Source organism: Bradyrhizobium sp. T-12, assembly GCF_058314695.1.
Window position 1 is genome coordinate 1,480,914 of the sequence record NZ_CM177756.1, and the last position, 17,140, is coordinate 1,498,053.

Sequence of the window (17,140 nt, forward strand, 5' to 3'; positions counted from 1 at the left end):
GGAGTTTGACGAAGCGTGAAAGTCCTGATCCTCGGCAGCGGTGTCATCGGTGTCACCTCTGCCTACTACCTCGCCCGTGCCGGCCACGAGGTGACGGTCGTCGACCGTCAGCCCGAGCCGGCGCTGGAAACCTCCTTTGCCAATGCCGGCGAAGTCTCGCCCGGCTATTCTTCGCCCTGGGCCGGCCCCGGCGTGCCGGTGAAGGCCGTCAAGTGGCTCCTGATGAAGCACGGCCCGCTGGTGGTCCGGCCGAAGCTCGATCCCGTCATGTGGGTCTGGCTGCTCAAGATGCTGCGCAACTGCACCAGCGCGCGCTACGCGGTCAACAAGAGCCGGATGATTCCGATCGCGGAATACAGCCGCGATTCCTTGCGCGATCTGCGCCGCGACATCGGCATCCAGTATGACGAGCGCTCGCAGGGCACGCTGCAGCTGTTCCGCTACCAGGCGCAGCTCGACGGCACGGCCGAGGACATCGCCGTGCTCAAGCAATATGGCGTGCCCTTCGAAGTGCTGAGCCGCGAGGGCTGCATCGCGGTCGAGCCGGCGCTATCAGGCGTGAAGGAGAAGTTCGTCGGCGGGCTTCGCTTGCCGCAGGACGAGACCGGCGATTGCCACATGTTCACGCAGGCGCTGGCCAAGCATGCCCAGGCGCTCGGCGTGCGCTTCATGTTCAACACCTCGATCGACCGCATCGTCACCGACGGCGCGCGCGTCAGTGGTGTCGTGACCAGCGCCGGCACGTTGCAGGCGGATTCTTACGTGCTCGCGCTCGGCAGCTGGTCGTCGCGGCTCGCAGCGCCGCTCGGCATTTCGCTGCCGGTCTATCCGGTGAAGGGCTATTCGATCACGGTGCCGATCAAGGACGCCTCCGGCGCGCCGGAATCGACCGTGATGGACGAGAGCTACAAGGTCGCGATCACGCGATTGGGCGATCGCATCCGCGTGGGCGGCACCGCGGAAATCTCCGGCTATTCGGACAAGCTCTACGATGCGCGCCGCGCCACGCTGGATCACTCGCTGACCGATCTGTTCCCGCGCGGCGGCGATCTCGCCAAGGCGACGTTCTGGAGCGGCTTGCGTCCGATGACCCCGGACGGGCCGCCCGTGATCGGCCCGACGCAATATGCCAACCTGCACCTCAACACCGGCCACGGCACGCTCGGCTGGACCATGTCCTGCGGCTCGGGCCGCGTGCTCGCGGATTTGCTGTCGGGCAGGAACCCGGACATCGATGTCAGTGCGTTGACGGTGGACCGGTATAATCACCGGTTTGGATGATTGACGCTGTCATTCCGGGTTCGATGCTGCGCATCGCCCCGGAATGACGATCAGCTCCCGCCCGTCACGCAATTCACCCAGAGCACCACGGCCTTCGCATCCTGCGCCGGATTGGAAAACCGGTGCGGCCGGCGGCTGGCGAAGCGAAAGCTGTCGCCTGTCTTCAGCGACCAGGTCTCGCTGTCCACCGTCAGCATCATCTCGCCTTCGAGCACGAGGCCGGCCTCTTCGCCGTCATGGGTGTAGAGCTCGTCGCCGGTGGAGCCGCCGGGCTCCAGATGGACCAGGAACAGGTTGAGCTTGTTGTCGGCGCTCGCCGGGCTCAGCAACTGCTTCGACACCCCGGTGCGCCACAGCTTCAACTCCGGCCGCTGCAACCCACGCGTCACCACCTGGTCGGACGTGTCGTCCGCGCTAGGGCTGGCGCCGAACAAGGCGGCGATGCCAACGCCGAGCACGTCGGCGAGTGTGGCCAGCACACGCAGCGAGGGTGACGACAGCCCGCGCTCGATCTGGCTGAGAAAGCCGATCGACAGTGAGGTGCGCGCCGCGACCGTCTCCAGCGAGAATTGCCTGATGCGCCGGAGATCCCGGATGCGGCGGCCGACCGCGACGTCCATCGCAGGCTCCGCCGGTTTGGTCACGGCCTTGGTCCTCGCCCGCTTCGCCGGCTTTGCGGCGGCCGGTTTGCGCATTCTTTTGCCACCGCTCACGTCAAACCGCTTCCTTCATGTGCATGAAAACCGCTTGCATCGGCCGCGAAAGTGTGACCAAATTTTCATATTGGTGAAAATAGGCTGAAACGGCGCGGCCCGCAACGTCTGATCACGACTTGCCCGGAGCGCCGTCATCGGCCGAGCCCAACAGGGGGATGCGATGAAGCGTTTTGGTCTGGCCGCGGTCGCGGCACTCGCAATTGCAGCCGCAGCGCCCGCGTCGGCGCAGCAGGTGCTGAAAGTCGGCTCGACCCCGACAGGCATTCCCTTCACCTTCCTCGACACCAAGACCAACACCATCCAGGGCATCATGGTCGATCTCATCACCGAGGTCGGCAAGGATGCCGGCTTCAACGTGCAGATCGAGCCGATGCAGTTCTCGGCCCTGATCCCCTCGCTGACCTCGAGCAAGATCGACATCATCGCCGCCGCGATGTTCATCACGCCGCCGCGCAAGGAGGTCGTCGACTTCTCCGACCCGATCTACACCTATGGCGAGGGCCTGGTGGTGCCGAAGGGCGATACCAAGGCCTATGCCACGCAGGACGATCTGAAGGGCGAGACGGTCGGTGCACAGGTCGGCACCGCCTTCGTCGACGCGCTGAAGAAGACCGGCCTGTTCGCCGACGTGAAGGCCTACGACACCATTCCGGACATCCTGCGCGACGTGAACACCGGCCGCCTCAAGGCCGGCTACGCCGATTATCCGATCCTCGCCTACAATCTGAAGCAGGGCGGCTTCCCCGAGGTGCGCCTCGTCGAGGGCTACAAGCCAGTTACCGTCGGCTCGGTCGGCATCGGCGTGCGCAAGGGCGAGACCGCGCTGCTCGGCAAGATCAACGCCTCGCTCACGAAGCTGAAGGCCAACGGCACCATCGCCAAGATCCTGGATAAATGGGGCCTGAAGGCACAGGGCTAGTTGGATCGATGAAGGCTGTTCGATGAAGGGTTTCTGGCACGACGCCGCCGAGTTCTTCCCGATCCTGATGAACGGCGTCGCGCTGACGATCATCGTGACGATCGGCTCGCTGCTGCTCTCGACGGTGCTCGGCCTGATCTGGGCGATGATGCGGGTCTCCGGCATCAAGGCGCTGTCGATGCTCAGCGCCAGCCTGATCAATGTGATCCGCGGCATCCCGATCATCGTGCTGCTGTTCTATCTCTACTTCGTGATGCCCGATCTCGGCGTCACGCTCAGTGCTTTGCAGGCCGCGATCCTCGGGCTCGGCATCGCCTATTCGGCCTACCAGGCTGAAAACTTCCGCGCCGGCATCGAGGCGATCGACAAGGGGCAGATCGAGGCGGCGCAGTCGATCGGTATGGGTTGGTGGCTGACCATGCGCCGCGTGGTGCTGCCGCAGGCCGTGCGCATCGTGCTGCCGCCCTACGGCAACGTCATGATCATGATGCTGAAGGATTCCTCGCAAGCCTCGACCATCACGGTCGCCGAGCTCGCCCTGCAGGGCAAGCTGATCGCGTCCTCGACCTTCAAGAACACCAATGTGTTCACGCTGGTGGCGCTGATGTATCTCACCATGAGCATTCCGCTGATCCTGCTGGTCCGTCACTTCGAGAAGCGGGCCGGCAAGCGATGATCGAGCTGAACGACATCCACAAGAGCTTTGGCAAGGTCGAGGTGCTCAAGGGCATCACGGCCTCGGTCGAGAAGGGCGAGGTGGTCTGCATCGTCGGTCCCTCGGGCTCCGGCAAATCCACCATTCTGCGCTGCATCAACGGGCTGGAAAGCTACGACCGCGGCGAGATCAGCGTCGAGGGCCTCAAGGTCGATCGTGACGCGCCGTCGATCGTGAACATCCGCACCCAGGTCTCGATGGTGTTCCAGCGCTTCAACCTGTTCCCGCATCGCACCGCGCTGGAGAACGTGATCGAAGGGCCGCTCTATGTGAAGAAGGAGCCGCGTGCGCAGGCGCTGGAGCGCGGCCGCGCGCTGCTCGCCCAGGTCGGGCTCGCCGAGAAGGCTGACGCACACCCGCCGCAACTGTCCGGCGGCCAGCAGCAACGCGTTGCGATCGCGCGGGCGCTGGCGATGCAGCCCAAGGCGATCCTGTTCGACGAGCCGACCTCGGCGCTCGATCCCGAGCTCGTCGGCGATGTGCTCGGCGTGATGCGCAAGCTCGCCGACGACGGCATGACGATGGTCGTCGTCACCCACGAGATGGGCTTTGCCCGCGACGTGGCCGATCGCGTGCTGTTCATCGACGGCGGCGTCATCGTCGAGCAAGGGGCAGCCAAGACCGTCCTCAATCAACCCCAGCACCCCCGGACGCAGGACTTCCTGCGCCGCGTGCTGCATCCGCTCTGACCGGTCTTCGCCATGACGCGTCTGCCGCTGCCGCCCTCGCTCTACGCCGACACCGCCGTCGCGCCGGTTGCCACGCCGCCGCTCGATACGGACAAGACCGTCCCGGTCGCGATCGTCGGTGGCGGCTATACCGGCCTTTCCACCGCGCTGCACCTGGCGGAGCAGGGCGTCGATGCCCTGGTGCTGGAGGCGCAGGAGCCCGGCTGGGGCGCATCCGGCAACAATGGCGGCCACACCAACCCCGGCTTGAAGCACGACCCCGACCAGATCGAGGCGGACTTCGGTGCCGAACTCGGCCGCCGCATGATCGCGTTCGCCTACGGCACCACGAACTTCACCCACGACCTGATCCGCCGCTACCAGATCCCGTGCGAGGCGCGGCAGAACGGCACGCTGCGTGCGGCCTATAACGAGGCCAGCGCCGCCGCGATCGAGAAGACCGCGCAGCAATGCATCCGCCGCGGCATGCCGGTGTCGTATCTGAACCGCGAGCAGCTCCGCGAGATGACCGGCACCGACCGCTACATCGGGGCCATGCTGGATACCCGCGGCGGCGATCTGCATCCGCTCAGCTATGCCCGCGGCCTCGCGCGCGCCGCGGTCTCGGCCGGCGCGAAGGTGCATGGCGAGACGCCGGCATTGTCGCTCCGGCGCGACGGCTCGCGCTGGCGCATCGAAACGCCGCGGGCGGTCGTTCATGCCGACAAGGTCCTGCTCGCCACCAACGGTTTCACCGACAATCTCTGGCCGGCGCTCCGCCGCACCATCGTGCCGGTGTTCTCCTCGATCGCCGCCACTGCGCCGCTCTCGGACCACGTTGCGCGCGCGATCATGCCGACGCGGCCCGTGCTGTACGAGAGCGGTCACATCACGGTCTATTACCGCATCGATCAGCACAATCGCCTCTTGATGGGCGGCCGCGGGCCGATGCGCTGGATCAAGTCGCCGAACGACGTCGCCTATCTCATGCGCTATGCCGAGCGGCTATGGCCGCAGCTCAAAGGCGTGTCCTGGACACACGGCTGGAACAGCCGGCTCGCCATCACGAGCGACCACTACCCGCATGTGCATGAGCCCGCCGAGGGCGTCCTGATCTCGCTCGGCTGCAACGGCCGCGGCGTTGCGCTCGCGACCGCGATGGGGGCTCAGCTCGCGCGGCGGCTGATCGGCGGCCCGAAGGCCGAGATCGACATGCCCATCACGGGCATCAAGCCGATCCCGATGCACGCGTTCTGGCCGGTGGGCGTGACGACCGCCGTGATCGCGGGGCGCGTGCGGGACCGGCTCGGCATATGAGAAGGCGCCGCCCGGCGAGGAGCGGCGCCTTGCATCATCGGTCGATATTGGGCGTCAGCAGCGGCCCTGCTTCCACAGGCCGGGCGGGCAGCCGTGACCGCGCCAGCCGACCTTGCGCCCGCGCGACCATCCAGGCGGCGTGCCATGGTGATGATGGCCCATCGAATGCCCATGACCATGACCATGACCGTGTCCATGACCGCCGCCATGGCCGCCCTTGGCCAGTGCAGGGCCGGTCAATGTAAAGCCGGCCGCAATGACCAGCGACGCAGCGAGCGCAAGTTTCTTCATCATGTCCTCCACCGGAATAAGCGCATTTGTCCGTTCAACGAACGAACGGTGCGCAGCTAAGTTCCCTGCAAATGTGGAGGGGGCGTGATGCTCGCCTCGACGCGTAATCGCGCGAGCGCTCAACGCGCGCTGGCAGAATCGAAGCAGCGATGCTCGCGCTCAACCCTCCGCCACCGCGTCGGCCCAGGGCTGGAAGATCTCGACCGCGCCGGAATTGACGTCGCCCTCACGCATCACCACGCTCGGACAGGCGAATTTTTGCGGCAAGGCCTGCACGCGGGTCTCTTCATAGTCGAAGCGCGCGGCCAGCGCCTTGCGCACGTCCTCCGGCAAGCGGGCGTCGCCAATCACCACCGCGCCTTCACTGGCGTCGATGCGCGGCTGATGGATGGCGGCGTCGAGATCCATGCCGAAATCCATCGCGAATGACACGAGCTGCATCACCGACGGCAGGATGCGGCGGCCGCCCGAGGCGCCGACCGCGAGACGCTTGCCGTCCTTGGTCTCGGCGATCACGGGCGTGTAGTTGCAGAGGCAGCGCTTGCCGGGCGCGAGCGAATTGGTCGTGCCCGGCGTCGGGTCGAACCACATGATGCCGTTGTTCATGGCGATGCCGGTGTGCGGCGTCACATAGCGCGAGCCAAAGGACGAGAGCAGTGTCTGCGTCACCGCGGCGATGTTGCCGTGCCGGTCGACCACGGAGAAATGCGTAGTGCAGGCGGGCGCCAGATATTCGGCACCGAGCGAGCGCTTGCCGTCGGCATCGCCCATGTCCTTCAGCCGCTCGCGGAAGGCCGCCTGCAGCGCGAGTGCATATTCGGCATAGGCGGCCGCGTCCGGCGCGCGTCCGGGCTTGAAGCTTTGCTGCAACAGCCGCAGCGCGTGGGCCATGGTGGGGCCGGCCGTGAGTTCGGGCGTCGCATACACCTTGCCGCCGCGATACGGGATCGCCAAGGGCTCGCGCAGATGCGCGCGGAAGGCGGCGAGGTCCTCGACCGACAGCGATCCGCCATCGGCCTTGACGTCGGAAGCGATGCTTTTGGCGAGGTCGCCCTGGTAGAAGTCGCGCGGCCCGGCCTCGGCGAGATGCGACAGCGTCGCTTTCAGCGTGTCCTGCGGCAGCCGGGTCTCGGCCTTGATGCCCCACGGCGCGCTCGGTGGCAGGCCGTCCTTCAGGAACGCCGCAGCGCTCGCGGGATAGCGCCTGAGATCGGCTGCCGAGCCCGAGATCGTCACCGTGGTCCACCAATCGACCAGCAGGCCTTCGCCGGCGAGCCTGGCTGCCGGCGCGACCAGATCCTTCCACGGCATCCTGGCGTAGCGGCGATGCGCCTCTTCCATTCCCGCGACGACGCCGGGCACGGCGATCGAACCGGGGCCGTGGATGTTGCGATCGTCCTTCACCCGCGGCCAGGGAAAGAGATCGGACGCGGCGCCTTCGCCGCTGAGCGGATAATCGGCGACGCGCAGGCTTTGCGGCGCGCACATGCCGTAATCGATCACCTCGGTACGATTTTCCTTGGCGCGGTAGAGCACCATCGCGCCGCCGCCGCCGACGCCGCTGTTCCAGGGCTCCAGCACGTTCAGCGCCATGGTCGTCGCCACGATCGCGTCCACGCAGTCGCCGCCCGCCGCCAGCACCTCTGCCCCGACCTCGGCCGCCCGCCGCGATTGCGAGGCGACGATGCCGCCCTTGGACGTGACGGCGGGCTTGCGGACGGTTTGGTTGAGGCTGAACTGATGAGGCATGATGTCGTCTTGTGTGCTGCGTTGACGTCGAGGCCCCGCATTTGGCGGAGCGCGCGGACAATGGCACATTGCAGCCAACGAGAACATCCAAAGGGAGGCGCAACATGGCTGGTGTGAAACAGGCGCGGGATGGCGCGGTCGGAATCCTGACACTCGACGAGCCCGCGAGCCTGAATGCCATGACGCCGGACCTGCTCGGCGCGCTGGCCACCTCCGTCGCTGAGATGGCGGGTGACGAAGGTATCCGCGCGCTGATCCTCACCGGCGCCGGGCGCGGATTTTGCTCAGGACAGAATTTGAAGGCCTCGGAGGCGCTCGGCGAAGACATCGCGGCCGGCGTCATGCGGTTCTACTGGCCGGCCTTCAAGGCCCTGCGCGAATGCTGCGTGCCCGTCGTCGTCGCCGTCAACGGGGTGGCCGCCGGCGGCGGCTTCAGCCTCGCCATGGCCGGCGACATCATCGTCGCGGCGCGATCGGCGAGCTTCATCCAGGTGTTCAGCCGCATCGCGCTGGTGCCCGATCTCGGCTCGACCTGGCTGCTGCCGCGACTGATCGGCAGGCAGCGTGCGCTCGAGCTGATGCTGCTGACCGAGCCGCTGACGGCCGAGCGCGCCCAGGAGATCGGCCTGGTGCGGCAGGTCGTCGATGATTCGAAGCTGATGGACGAGGCGCTGACGCTGGCGCGCCGTCTCGCCGAGGGCCCGACGCGCGCTTTGGTGGCAACACGGCTGCTGGTCGAGGAGAGCGAGCACGCCACCTACGAGGCGCAGTTCCGCCGCGAGATCGAGCTCCAGGCGGTGATCCGCAAGAGCGCCGACGCCGTCGAAGGCCGCAACGCCTTTGTCGAGAAGCGCAAGGCAAGGTTTACGGGGAGGTGAGAAGGGGCTCGCTACCTCGCCGTCATGGCCGGGCATAGCCGTCCGAAGGACGGCGTCGCTTGCGCTCGCCTATGTCCCGGCCATCCACGTTCTGCAGACAGATCCAAATACGTCGATGCCCGGGACGAGCCCGGGCATGACGAGTGGAGAGACTGCTGGTTGGAAAACAGAGCCGCTCAGAGCGAGCGGTTCAGCCGGCTGGCCTGATACTTGGCGCGCCATTTGGGGCCGGGCCCGCGCATATAGTGAAGCTCGGGACGGTAGGGGTCACCCGCGACCCGGATCAGCGTCTGCCATTTGGTGGCGACGAAGCTCAGGGGCTGGCGGAGGAGGCTCAGGGAAGCGATCAACATGGCATCACCTCAATGCGGCTTGCCGAGCATGGCGGTGAAGGGGAGATCGAAAATCTCCTCGCCGTCGTCGTCGCTGACGTGGATCACCCAGTCGCGCCAGTCTTCGTTGCTGGGCGTCAGGATCATCGAGCGCATGATCTGGGAGGCCCGGTCGCGCGCCTCGGTGAGATTGGACACGGCGGCGCCGTAGCGGTCGATCAGGGTGCCCTCGGTATTCGAGCAGTGAAAATAGACCTGGACCATATGCGCCTCCTGATGGAGCAACTGGGATGGCAAATCGATACCACCCGGAGCCTTCGCGAAACATTCGGGTCGAACCCGGTAAGGGAATGTACGGATATTGGTCGGCACGAAGATCGTTACAGGTTTAATCACAGGCGAGTGATGTTCGACTGGACTGCGTTCGGACGGCATGGAAGACGTTTTCGCTGGAAGTCCGGGGGGCCGCCGTGAGCTACTTCACATCCGGGCGCGAGGGCGGAAGGCTGCGCGCATATGCGGGCGGCCTGGCGGGCGTTTTGGCGGCCCTGCTTGGGTTTGTCTCGGTGGCGTCATCGCAGCCGCTTCGCCGCAGCGGCTATGCCATCGGCGCGGACACCTGCGGCCACGGCGATCTCGCTTTTCCCAGGATCCAGATCGACATGAAGGCCGGATTTTGCGCCGGGCTCGTCGCCAGCGAGGAGGATCGCCTCAAATTCCCGCGGTCGATCGCCCAGTTGCCGGGCCAGGGCCTGTTCGTGGTGGCCGATATGGGCGGCTGGGGCCACGCGGACGGCCGGCTGTTGCTGCTCGATCCGCGCGCGCCGCAAGGGCAGCGGCTCAAGGAGCTGCTTGCGGGGCTCGAATATCCCTTTGGCCTCGCGATCGGCCCGGACAGGAAGCTCTACGCCTCGACCGCCGAGACGATCTTCCGGTTCGATCCGCTCGCCGACAATCCGCGCAGTACGGTCGAAACCATCATCCGTCACATGCCCGGCCGCCGGGCCAATTTGCCCGACGGCACAAGGGTCGAGGAGAGCGCGCACCCGCTCAAGCAGTTCGTGTTCGACAGGAACGGGCGGCTGTTCGTCAATGTCGGCTCGCACAGCGACGACTGCATCACGCCGGCTCCGATCACGAAGCCTTGCGCGGCGGCCGAGGGCGCTTCCGCCATGGCCTCGATCTGGCTGTTCACCCCGCCTGCGGGCGGCGTCTTCCCGGTGCTGAAGCCCGGCGATCCCGATCCGCCGCACACCGTCTATGCGCGCGGCCTGCGCAACTCGATGGCGCTGGCGCTGCATCCGAATTTCCCCGAGGCCGGCTACGCCTTCCTGCAGGCCGAGAACGCCCGCGACTTGCCCGACATCTTCAAGCCGAACGAGGAGATCAACGCGATCGAGCAGGGCAGGCATTACGGCTGGCCCTATTGCTACGATCTGTCGACGCCGAGTCCCGAATTCAGGGGCGTGCTGCAATCCGGTGCCTACAAATCGTTCTGCACGGCAGGCGCGCTCTACAAGCCGCCGCTCTCGCTGTTGCCTCCGCACGGGGCGCCGCTTGGGATGCTCTATTATCACGGCGGCAAATTCCCGGAGTTGGAGGGCAAGCTGCTGGTCGGCCTGCACGGCTATCGCCCGACCGGCAGCCGGCTGCTGGTCTACGACGTCAATGACCACGGCTTCCCCAAGCCGAGCCCGGCGCCGGTGCGCTATCACGTCAGCTGCGCGGCCGACCCGACCCGCAGCTTTCACACCGACGCCGGCGAAGTCGCCGCCGCGCCGTTCGAGGAATTGATCGCAGGCTGGCACCGCGTCAACGGCGCGCGGCCGCAAGGCGCGCCCGTCGGCATGACGGTCGCGGAGGACGGCGCGATCTGGCTGGTCGAGGACAAGAACCAGAGCGTGATCCGCATCGATCGGGCCGCAGGCGAAGCCCCGCCGCCGCTGCCCTGCGACACGCGCAGCCAGGCGATGATCGACCAGCTCGCGGCCTTCGTCGCCCGGGACGCGCCGAACAGCGCCCGGCTGACCAATCTGCGCAAGGGCCTCGTCGAGCGGCACTGTGTCGGCTGTCATTCGGATTTCGGTTTGAAGAGCGGTCAATCGGAGGCCGAGAAGGACAGGGCGGTGCTCGGCTTCATGCTGGCGCAGGACGGCTGGATCTATCCGGGCGATCCCGCGTCCGGCAAGCTGCGTACGCGCCTGCGCGGTATCGGCGCGGAGAAGCTGATGCCGCCGGGCGGCGAGAGCCTGCCGAAGACCGAGCCCGGTTATGCGCGCCTGCTCGACACAATGGAACTGCTCGTTGCCAAAATGGTTCCGGGCACGCGGATGCGCATCAAGCCCGGTCCGCCGCAGCGCAAGTTCTTTGGCAAGACCAACAAGGAATGCGGCGAAATACCGGCTGGGAAGGTCGTCGTCGTGACACAAAGCAGCGCTGTAGACAAACCCGGGTTCAGCCGATTCTTCCGGCCGGCCGATCCCTATTTGAATGGCGAGTGCAGCGACGGCGATGGCTATTACATCCGGCAGGAATTTCTGGTGCCTGTGCAGTAGCGTCCTGTTCGTCGTTGCGACGACGTCCGCGCAAGCGGAGACGAAGCTGTTCGAAAGCGCGCAGGTGACGCCCGCCGGCGAGTACACCTTCGGCATCGAGGGCCCGGCAGCCGACCTCGACGGCAATCTGTTCGTGGTCAATCTCGGCAAGCCCGGCACTATCGGCCGGCTGCCTGCGGGCGGTGCGGCGTCGGAGCCGTTCACGGCACTGCCCGAGGGCAGCGTCGGCAACGCCATCCGCTTCGACCGCAGCGGCACCATGTTCGTCGCCGACTACAAGAAGCACAACATCTTCGCGATCCCGAAGGGGACGACGGAGCCGGGCATCTGGTTTCACTCCGACGAGATGAACCAGCCCAACGACATCACGGTCGCGCACGACGGCACGATCTATGCGAGCGATCCGAACTGGAAGGGCAGGGAAGGCTATATCTGGCGGATTGCGAAAGCCGCCGACGGCACGGTGCAGGGACAAGTGATGGCGTCACCGCGCGCGATGGGCACCACCAACGGCATCGATCTCAGCCCAGACGGCAAGACGCTCTATGTCGGGGAATCCAGCAGCGGCCAGATCTGGTCCTATGCGATCAATGGCAATGAGCTGACGGCGGCTAAGCTCGTCAAGACATTCCAGCCCGACACCGTCGATGGCTTGCGCACCGACGTTGCCGGTCGCCTCTATGTCGCGCGCATTCTCAAGGGCACGGTTGCGCTGATGAGGCCCAATGGCGCGGTCGAGCGCGAGATCGCGCTCAAGGCCAAGGAGCCGACCAACCTCGCCTTCGGCGGCAGCGACGGCAAGACCGTCTTCGTCACCCAGCGCCAGGGCGGCTTCATCGAGTCCTTCCGCACCGATCAGCAGGGCCGCGAGCACTGTCTGCAGCGCGGGCGCTGCTGAGCCCTGCGGCGCCCTGCTTCCGGCGCAGGGCGGTCGAGACGGCATTGTTCTTGCTTGCATCTGGCCGCCACGGGGATCAAGACATCTGCTGCCCCTGAAGCGCATGCGAGCACGGAGTGTTTGAGTGAAAGCCGTCCATACCGAACTGCACCGCAGCCATGATCCGCAATTCTTCCTGGTCCGCGGTGTCGTCAAGCGCACCACCGAGCAGCCGGAGCGCGCCGACCGCCTGCTCAAGGGATTGAAGGACGGCAAGCACCAGCTGGTCGAGCCGACCGCATTCGGGCAGGGACCTCGCGCACGCATCCACAGCCCGGAATATCTGTCGTTCCTGAGCGAGGCTTGGGACGCATGGACCGCGCTCGGCGATTCCGGCCCGGAGATGATCGGCAACATCCACCCGGTGCGGCATCCCGCGACCTACCCGACCCACATCGTCGGCAAGCTCGGCTGGCACACCGCCGACACCGCCGCGCCGATCGGTCCGGGCACCTGGGCTGCGGCCTGTGCCGCGACCGACGTCGCCGTTACCGCCGCGCAGATGGTGATGGACGGCGAGGGCGCGGTTTACGCGCTCTGCCGTCCGCCCGGGCATCACGCCTATCGCGACATGGCCGGCGGCTTCTGCTTCCTCAACAACAGCGCGATCGCGGCGGCGCATCTGCGGCAGAAGCACGAGCGCGTCGTGATCCTCGACGTCGACGTCCATCATGGCAATGGCACGCAAGGCATCTTCTACGCCCGGCCCGACGTCTACACGATCTCCATCCATGCCGATCCCGTTGCGTACTATCCCTATGTGTGGGGCTATGGCCATGAGCGCGGCGAAGGGCCGGGCCTCGGCACCAATCTCAACATTCCGCTTCCGATCGGCACCGGCGATGACGGCTACATGCAGTCGCTGGACGCCGCGCGCAAGGCGATCGAATCCTTTGCCCCCGGCGCGCTCGTCGTCGCGCTCGGCCTCGATGCCTCCGAACACGATCCGCTCAAGGGCCTCGCCGTCACCACGCCCGGCTTCCGCCGGATCGGCCAGGCCATCGCCAGGATGGGCCTGCCGACCGTGCTCGTGCAGGAGGGCGGCTATCTCTCGGATATTCTGGGTGCGAACCTGACCTCGGTGCTGGCGGGATTCGAAGAGGCGAGGTGAGACCCGCCTCCGCGCGCGTCATTCGGCCGCTTGCTGCAGCGGCCAGGCATTGCGGCTGATGGGAAGGCCGCCGTTCGCGCGGGAGCCGTCGGCGATCGCAAGGCGATGCGAGGGCGATGGCGAGCACAGCGAGAAGCGCCAGCCGTCGGGATCGTCGGCGATATCGGGCTTGAAGCTGATCTCGATGGCCTCGCGCGACACCTGCATCGCGAAGGCGTCGAGCGGCAGATTGAGGCCAAAGCCCCTGGCCTTCAGATAGGCTTCCTTGAGCGTCCAGTAATCGAAGAAGCGCTCGATCGCGGCGGGCTCCGGCAGTCCGCGCAGCGTCTCAACTTCCTCCGGCGCAAAGAAGCGATGCGCGGTGGACAGCGGCGCCACCCGCCGCGAGACGGTCTCGACGTCGATGCCGACGGTCTCATGCCGCGACACGACACAGGCGACGCAGCCGTCGGCATGAGACAGGCTGAAATGCAGCGCGGTCGAGGTTGCAGGCGCTGCGACAAACGGCCGCCCGTAGCGGCCGGCCCCGAAGGACCAGTCGGACGGCGCGACGTTGGTGGCGACCTGCGACAGTGCCAGGCGCAGCATGGCATGCGCGAAAATATACTGCCGCCGATGCCGCTCGAACATGAAGCGATCGGCCCGGATCCGTTCGTCGACCGAGAGCAGCCGCCGGCACGTCTCGACCGCGCCCGGCGCGTCAATGGACTCGATCAGTCCGACGAAGAGTTCAATTCTGTCGTTCGCCATCAATTGGGCCTTTTGCGTCAGGCAGGGCAAATCCCTCGTCCCGACGGAAGAAACAACTGAGCAAGAATCAACCAAGCAGCCGCTTCTAGCGGCCCACCCGGGCGAATTCTTGTCGATTTGCAGGCCGGCTTACAGGCGCAAGCTTGTGCGAGACCCCAACTCGACACGCAAGCGACCGATCTTCCGAAAAGTGAAGCCTGAGGATTCGTACGGCGTCCCGGCCGGTGAATTCTACTTCTTCCTGGTCCCCAGCGGCTTCTGGAGAGCCTCGCGGTCCCTGTCGCCCGACGAGGTACCCTTGGTAAATTTGCTCAAACCCATAACACTCCCCCCTTGAAAAAAATCGTCCAAATCAAAACGTGCGAATATCTTGCGCGGTGACGTCGAATAATCAAGCCGCAACTTGATCATTCATAGTTTTGGCGGGTGAACCCGTAGTCATCCGTGATCTGACCGCAGTCCGTCCTCGACGACTGCGTCGCCGTTTGGTGGCAACCCACCGCCGACCTCGCCGCTGCGCTTTCGCGGGACCGGGCGGGACCTGCCGCCGGATCGCTAACACTTCGTTTCATTTTACCTTGATTCCGTTTGTGAGTTTCCCCCGTCTTCCGGTGGGGCTATGAGTGCGGCCTGATTGCCATCCGAGCGCGCGCCATGCATTCCGTTGCCCTGCTGACTGCCAGCTATGCCAAGGATATCGAGCGCTTTTCGCTGCTCAGCGAGAGCATCGACACCTGGCTGACGGGATACACCAAGCATTATGTTCTCGTTAACGATGAGGACGTGCCGCTGTTCGAGCGCTTCGCCTCCGACAAGCGCGTGATCATTCCGGCCTCGCGCTACCTGCCGAAATGGCTGTTCGCCCTGCCGCCGGCACTTCAGTTCATCAGCAAGCGGCGTGTCTGGCTGTCGCTGCTGTCCTCGCCGGTGCACGGCTGGCACATCCAGCAGATCCTGAAGATCGCCGGCGTCCTCAACGCGCCCGAGCAGCGCGTCTGCATCCTGGATTCGGACAATCTGTTCTTCCGCGAATTCGACGTCGGCCAATATGCCGGCGCCGAGAAGACGCCGCTGTTCGTCACGCCGGCCGACATCGGCGCTGATCACCCGCTGCATGGGTTGTGGCTGCGCACCGTCGATCAGCTGCTCGGCATCAAGGATCGCTCCTTCCCCGCCGACGATTACGTCGGCAACGCGCTGGTCTGGGACAAGGACACCGCGCGCGCCATGACCGACGCCATCAAATCGGCGACGGGATTGAACTGGGTCCTGGCGCTGTGCCGGAAGAAGAAGTTCTCGGAATATCTGATGTACGGCCATTTCGTCGCGAACTCGCCCGCGCACCTGGCCACCCACCGGGTCACGGAAGACAGCATCGCGGTCTCGCATTGGGACGACACCCCGCTCGACCGACCGGCCATCGAAGCGATGATGCGCGCCGCGTCGCCCGGGCAGGTCGCGCTCTGCATCCAGTCCTATTCCTCGACCTCGGTCGACGACATCCGCGACGTGTTCCGCCTCTCTTCGCGCGATCGCCGGGCTCCGAGCCTCGCACCCGACCACATGGACGATGCGGTCGAATTCGTGGTTCCGAAGGCGCGCTGAGATCCGGCGCCGTCAGGCATCCTTCGTGAACTTGCTGATCACGTCCATGAACGGCTTCGGCTTGAATTCGCCGTCGAGCGGCAGCGGGCGGTTCGGCTGCTTGTCGGCGCGCGCAAAGACGCCGTTGATCCAGCTATAGCGATCCGAGAGTCCCCAGGTCAGGATCGAACGCACCGGTCCGCTGGTCGAGATCGCGGTGAGGAGATCGTCGACGCGCTTGGCGACGATGGCGTCTCGCTGTGCCGGATTTCCCGTCAGCTTCTGATCGTCGACGTCGAGCTCGGTGACCAGCACCTCGAGCCCCCAGGAGCGCAGCTCGGTGACGAATTCGGCGAGGCCATGGGTGTCGATCTCGAGTTCGGCATGCAGATGCGATTGCAGTCCGACGGCGTGCAGCGGGACGCCCTGGTCGAGCAGGTCCATGATCAGGTTGCGATACGCCGCGCGCTTGGCAATGAACGAGTCCTTGGCCGACTCGATGTCATATTCGTTGATCGCGAACTTGACGAAGGGATCGGCCGCGGCCGCCGTGCGGAACGCCAGCGGGATCCAGCCCTGGCCCAGATGCTGGGTCCAGAACGTGTCGCGCCGGTCCTTGGGGCTGCGCGGATTGTCCGGGATCGGCTCGTTGACGACGTCCCACGAGGTCAGCTTGTCCTTGTAGTAGGAGACGACGGTGCCGATGTGGTCGACATAGGCGCGCTCGACGCCGCGCGTGTTCTTGATCTCTTTGGTCCAGTCCGGAATGTCGTGATACCAGGCGAGCGCGTGGCCGCGCATCGTCAAATCATTGTCCCGCGCGAAATCCAGGATCGCGTCGGCGCGCTCGAAATTGAACGTGTGCGCGTTCGGTCGCAGCATCGGCCATTTCAGCTCGAGCACCGGCACGACCTGCGTGCAATAGGTGCTGATGGCTTCGCCGAGCCTGGGGTCGGCTTGCAGGTCCCAGAGCGTGGCGGCCGCGCCAAAGCCGGGGCGGCGCTGCGAAAGCTTTGATGCCGGTGCCGCCGACGCAGAAGCGCCCGCCGCGAGGGCTGCGGCGCCGCCGAGAAGAAATTCGCGTCTATCGAGCCTGGTCACGGCAGTCCTTTTCGAACCAACGCAGCATCGTACCAAGCGATGCCCTGCAACGCCCGGGTTTCACCTCGTTGGGTTAACCTCTGCCGTCCGCTCGTCATGGTTTCCTTCCATGATCGCGCCTCGTCATTCCCGGAAGGGCAAATTTAACGCTAACGCGTGAAAGCGGCTGCAAAGCCTCATTTGCCGCCCGATCTGCAGACTTATGTGACACTCTTGCGCGATGCTGCGGCGCAGTT

General features: G+C 65.7%; 17 protein-coding genes. 10 read left to right on the forward strand and 7 right to left on the reverse strand.

Annotated elements, in window-relative coordinates; genetic code table 11:
* Positions 1–15: 15 nt before the first annotated feature.
* Positions 16–1,281, forward strand: coding sequence for a D-amino acid dehydrogenase (locus AC0WRY_RS07155; protein ID WP_194406314.1), 1,266 nt, complete (start codon positions 16–18; stop codon positions 1,279–1,281).
* Positions 1,282–1,331: 50 nt separating this feature from the next.
* On the opposite strand, the gene AC0WRY_RS07160 is transcribed toward AC0WRY_RS07155, so the two are convergent.
* Positions 1,332–1,976 (reverse strand): helix-turn-helix domain-containing protein, encoded by a 645-nt coding sequence (locus AC0WRY_RS07160; protein WP_194406315.1) that lies wholly within the window; start codon positions 1,974–1,976, stop codon positions 1,332–1,334.
* A 181-nt stretch (positions 1,977–2,157) separates the two neighbouring features.
* On the opposite strand from AC0WRY_RS07160, the gene AC0WRY_RS07165 reads away from it, so the two are divergent.
* Genes AC0WRY_RS07165 through AC0WRY_RS07180 form a run of 4 tightly spaced genes read left to right on the forward strand, consistent with a single transcriptional unit; the run spans position 2,158 to position 5,616 of the window.
* Positions 2,158–2,916, forward strand: a complete 759-nt coding sequence (locus tag AC0WRY_RS07165; protein WP_194406316.1) for an ABC transporter substrate-binding protein — start codon at positions 2,158–2,160, stop codon at positions 2,914–2,916.
* Positions 2,917–2,938: 22 nt separating this feature from the next.
* Positions 2,939–3,592, forward strand: a complete 654-nt coding sequence (locus AC0WRY_RS07170) for an amino acid ABC transporter permease (protein WP_194406317.1) — start codon at positions 2,939–2,941, stop codon at positions 3,590–3,592.
* A complete protein-coding gene (locus tag AC0WRY_RS07175; RefSeq protein ID WP_194406318.1) occupies positions 3,589–4,320 on the forward strand; it encodes an amino acid ABC transporter ATP-binding protein in 732 nt (243 codons plus the stop codon). The genes AC0WRY_RS07170 and AC0WRY_RS07175 overlap by 4 nt, the downstream gene beginning before the upstream one ends.
* A gap of 12 nt (positions 4,321–4,332) precedes the next feature.
* Positions 4,333–5,616, forward strand: coding sequence for an NAD(P)/FAD-dependent oxidoreductase (locus AC0WRY_RS07180; protein WP_194406319.1), 1,284 nt, complete (start codon positions 4,333–4,335; stop codon positions 5,614–5,616).
* A 54-nt stretch (positions 5,617–5,670) separates the two neighbouring features.
* Here the strand turns inward: AC0WRY_RS07180 and AC0WRY_RS07185 are convergent, their stop codons facing one another.
* Entirely contained in the window at positions 5,671–5,910 is a 240-nt protein-coding gene (locus AC0WRY_RS07185; protein WP_194406320.1) for a hypothetical protein, read from the reverse strand.
* A gap of 156 nt (positions 5,911–6,066) precedes the next feature.
* Positions 6,067–7,656, reverse strand: a complete 1,590-nt coding sequence (locus AC0WRY_RS07190; RefSeq protein WP_194406321.1) for a gamma-glutamyltransferase family protein — start codon at positions 7,654–7,656, stop codon at positions 6,067–6,069.
* A gap of 104 nt (positions 7,657–7,760) precedes the next feature.
* On the opposite strand from AC0WRY_RS07190, the gene AC0WRY_RS07195 reads away from it, so the two are divergent.
* Positions 7,761–8,534, forward strand: coding sequence for an enoyl-CoA hydratase-related protein (locus AC0WRY_RS07195; protein WP_194406322.1), 774 nt, complete (start codon positions 7,761–7,763; stop codon positions 8,532–8,534).
* A 176-nt stretch (positions 8,535–8,710) separates the two neighbouring features.
* On the opposite strand, the gene AC0WRY_RS07200 is transcribed toward AC0WRY_RS07195, so the two are convergent.
* Together AC0WRY_RS07200 and AC0WRY_RS07205 are read right to left on the reverse strand one after the other, a co-directional pair.
* Positions 8,711–8,887 carry a hypothetical protein gene (locus AC0WRY_RS07200; protein ID WP_194406323.1) on the reverse strand — a complete coding sequence of 59 codons (177 nt, stop codon included), beginning with the start codon at positions 8,885–8,887 and terminating at the stop codon, positions 8,711–8,713.
* Positions 8,888–8,896: 9 nt separating this feature from the next.
* Positions 8,897–9,130 carry a DUF6894 family protein gene (locus AC0WRY_RS07205; protein ID WP_094973683.1) on the reverse strand — a complete coding sequence of 78 codons (234 nt, stop codon included), beginning with the start codon at positions 9,128–9,130 and terminating at the stop codon, positions 8,897–8,899.
* 206 nt (positions 9,131–9,336) lie between these two features.
* Here AC0WRY_RS07205 and AC0WRY_RS07210 point away from each other — a divergent pair, with 206 nt between their 5' ends.
* From AC0WRY_RS07210 to AC0WRY_RS07220, 3 genes are all read left to right on the forward strand, one after another.
* On the forward strand, positions 9,337–11,421 hold the full coding sequence (locus AC0WRY_RS07210) for a PQQ-dependent sugar dehydrogenase (RefSeq protein ID WP_194406324.1): 2,085 nt from the start codon (positions 9,337–9,339) through the stop codon (positions 11,419–11,421).
* Positions 11,378–12,319 (forward strand): SMP-30/gluconolactonase/LRE family protein, encoded by a 942-nt coding sequence (locus tag AC0WRY_RS07215; protein WP_194406325.1) that lies wholly within the window; start codon positions 11,378–11,380, stop codon positions 12,317–12,319. Before AC0WRY_RS07210 ends, AC0WRY_RS07215 begins: the two co-directional genes overlap by 44 nt.
* A gap of 124 nt (positions 12,320–12,443) precedes the next feature.
* Positions 12,444–13,469, forward strand: coding sequence for a histone deacetylase family protein (locus tag AC0WRY_RS07220; RefSeq protein ID WP_194406326.1), 1,026 nt, complete (start codon positions 12,444–12,446; stop codon positions 13,467–13,469).
* 18 nt (positions 13,470–13,487) lie between these two features.
* On the opposite strand, the gene AC0WRY_RS07225 is transcribed toward AC0WRY_RS07220, so the two are convergent.
* Positions 13,488–14,219: a 4'-phosphopantetheinyl transferase family protein gene (locus tag AC0WRY_RS07225; RefSeq protein WP_194406327.1), complete on the reverse strand. Its 732-nt coding sequence runs from the start codon at positions 14,217–14,219 to the stop codon at positions 13,488–13,490.
* Positions 14,220–14,873: 654 nt separating this feature from the next.
* On the opposite strand from AC0WRY_RS07225, the gene AC0WRY_RS07230 reads away from it, so the two are divergent.
* On the forward strand, positions 14,874–15,824 hold the full coding sequence (locus AC0WRY_RS07230; RefSeq protein ID WP_194406328.1) for a DUF6492 family protein: 951 nt from the start codon (positions 14,874–14,876) through the stop codon (positions 15,822–15,824).
* 12 nt (positions 15,825–15,836) lie between these two features.
* On the opposite strand, the gene AC0WRY_RS07235 is transcribed toward AC0WRY_RS07230, so the two are convergent.
* Entirely contained in the window at positions 15,837–16,904 is a 1,068-nt protein-coding gene (locus tag AC0WRY_RS07235; protein ID WP_194406329.1) for an endo-1,4-beta-xylanase, read from the reverse strand.
* Between the last annotated feature and the right edge of the window lie 236 nt (positions 16,905–17,140).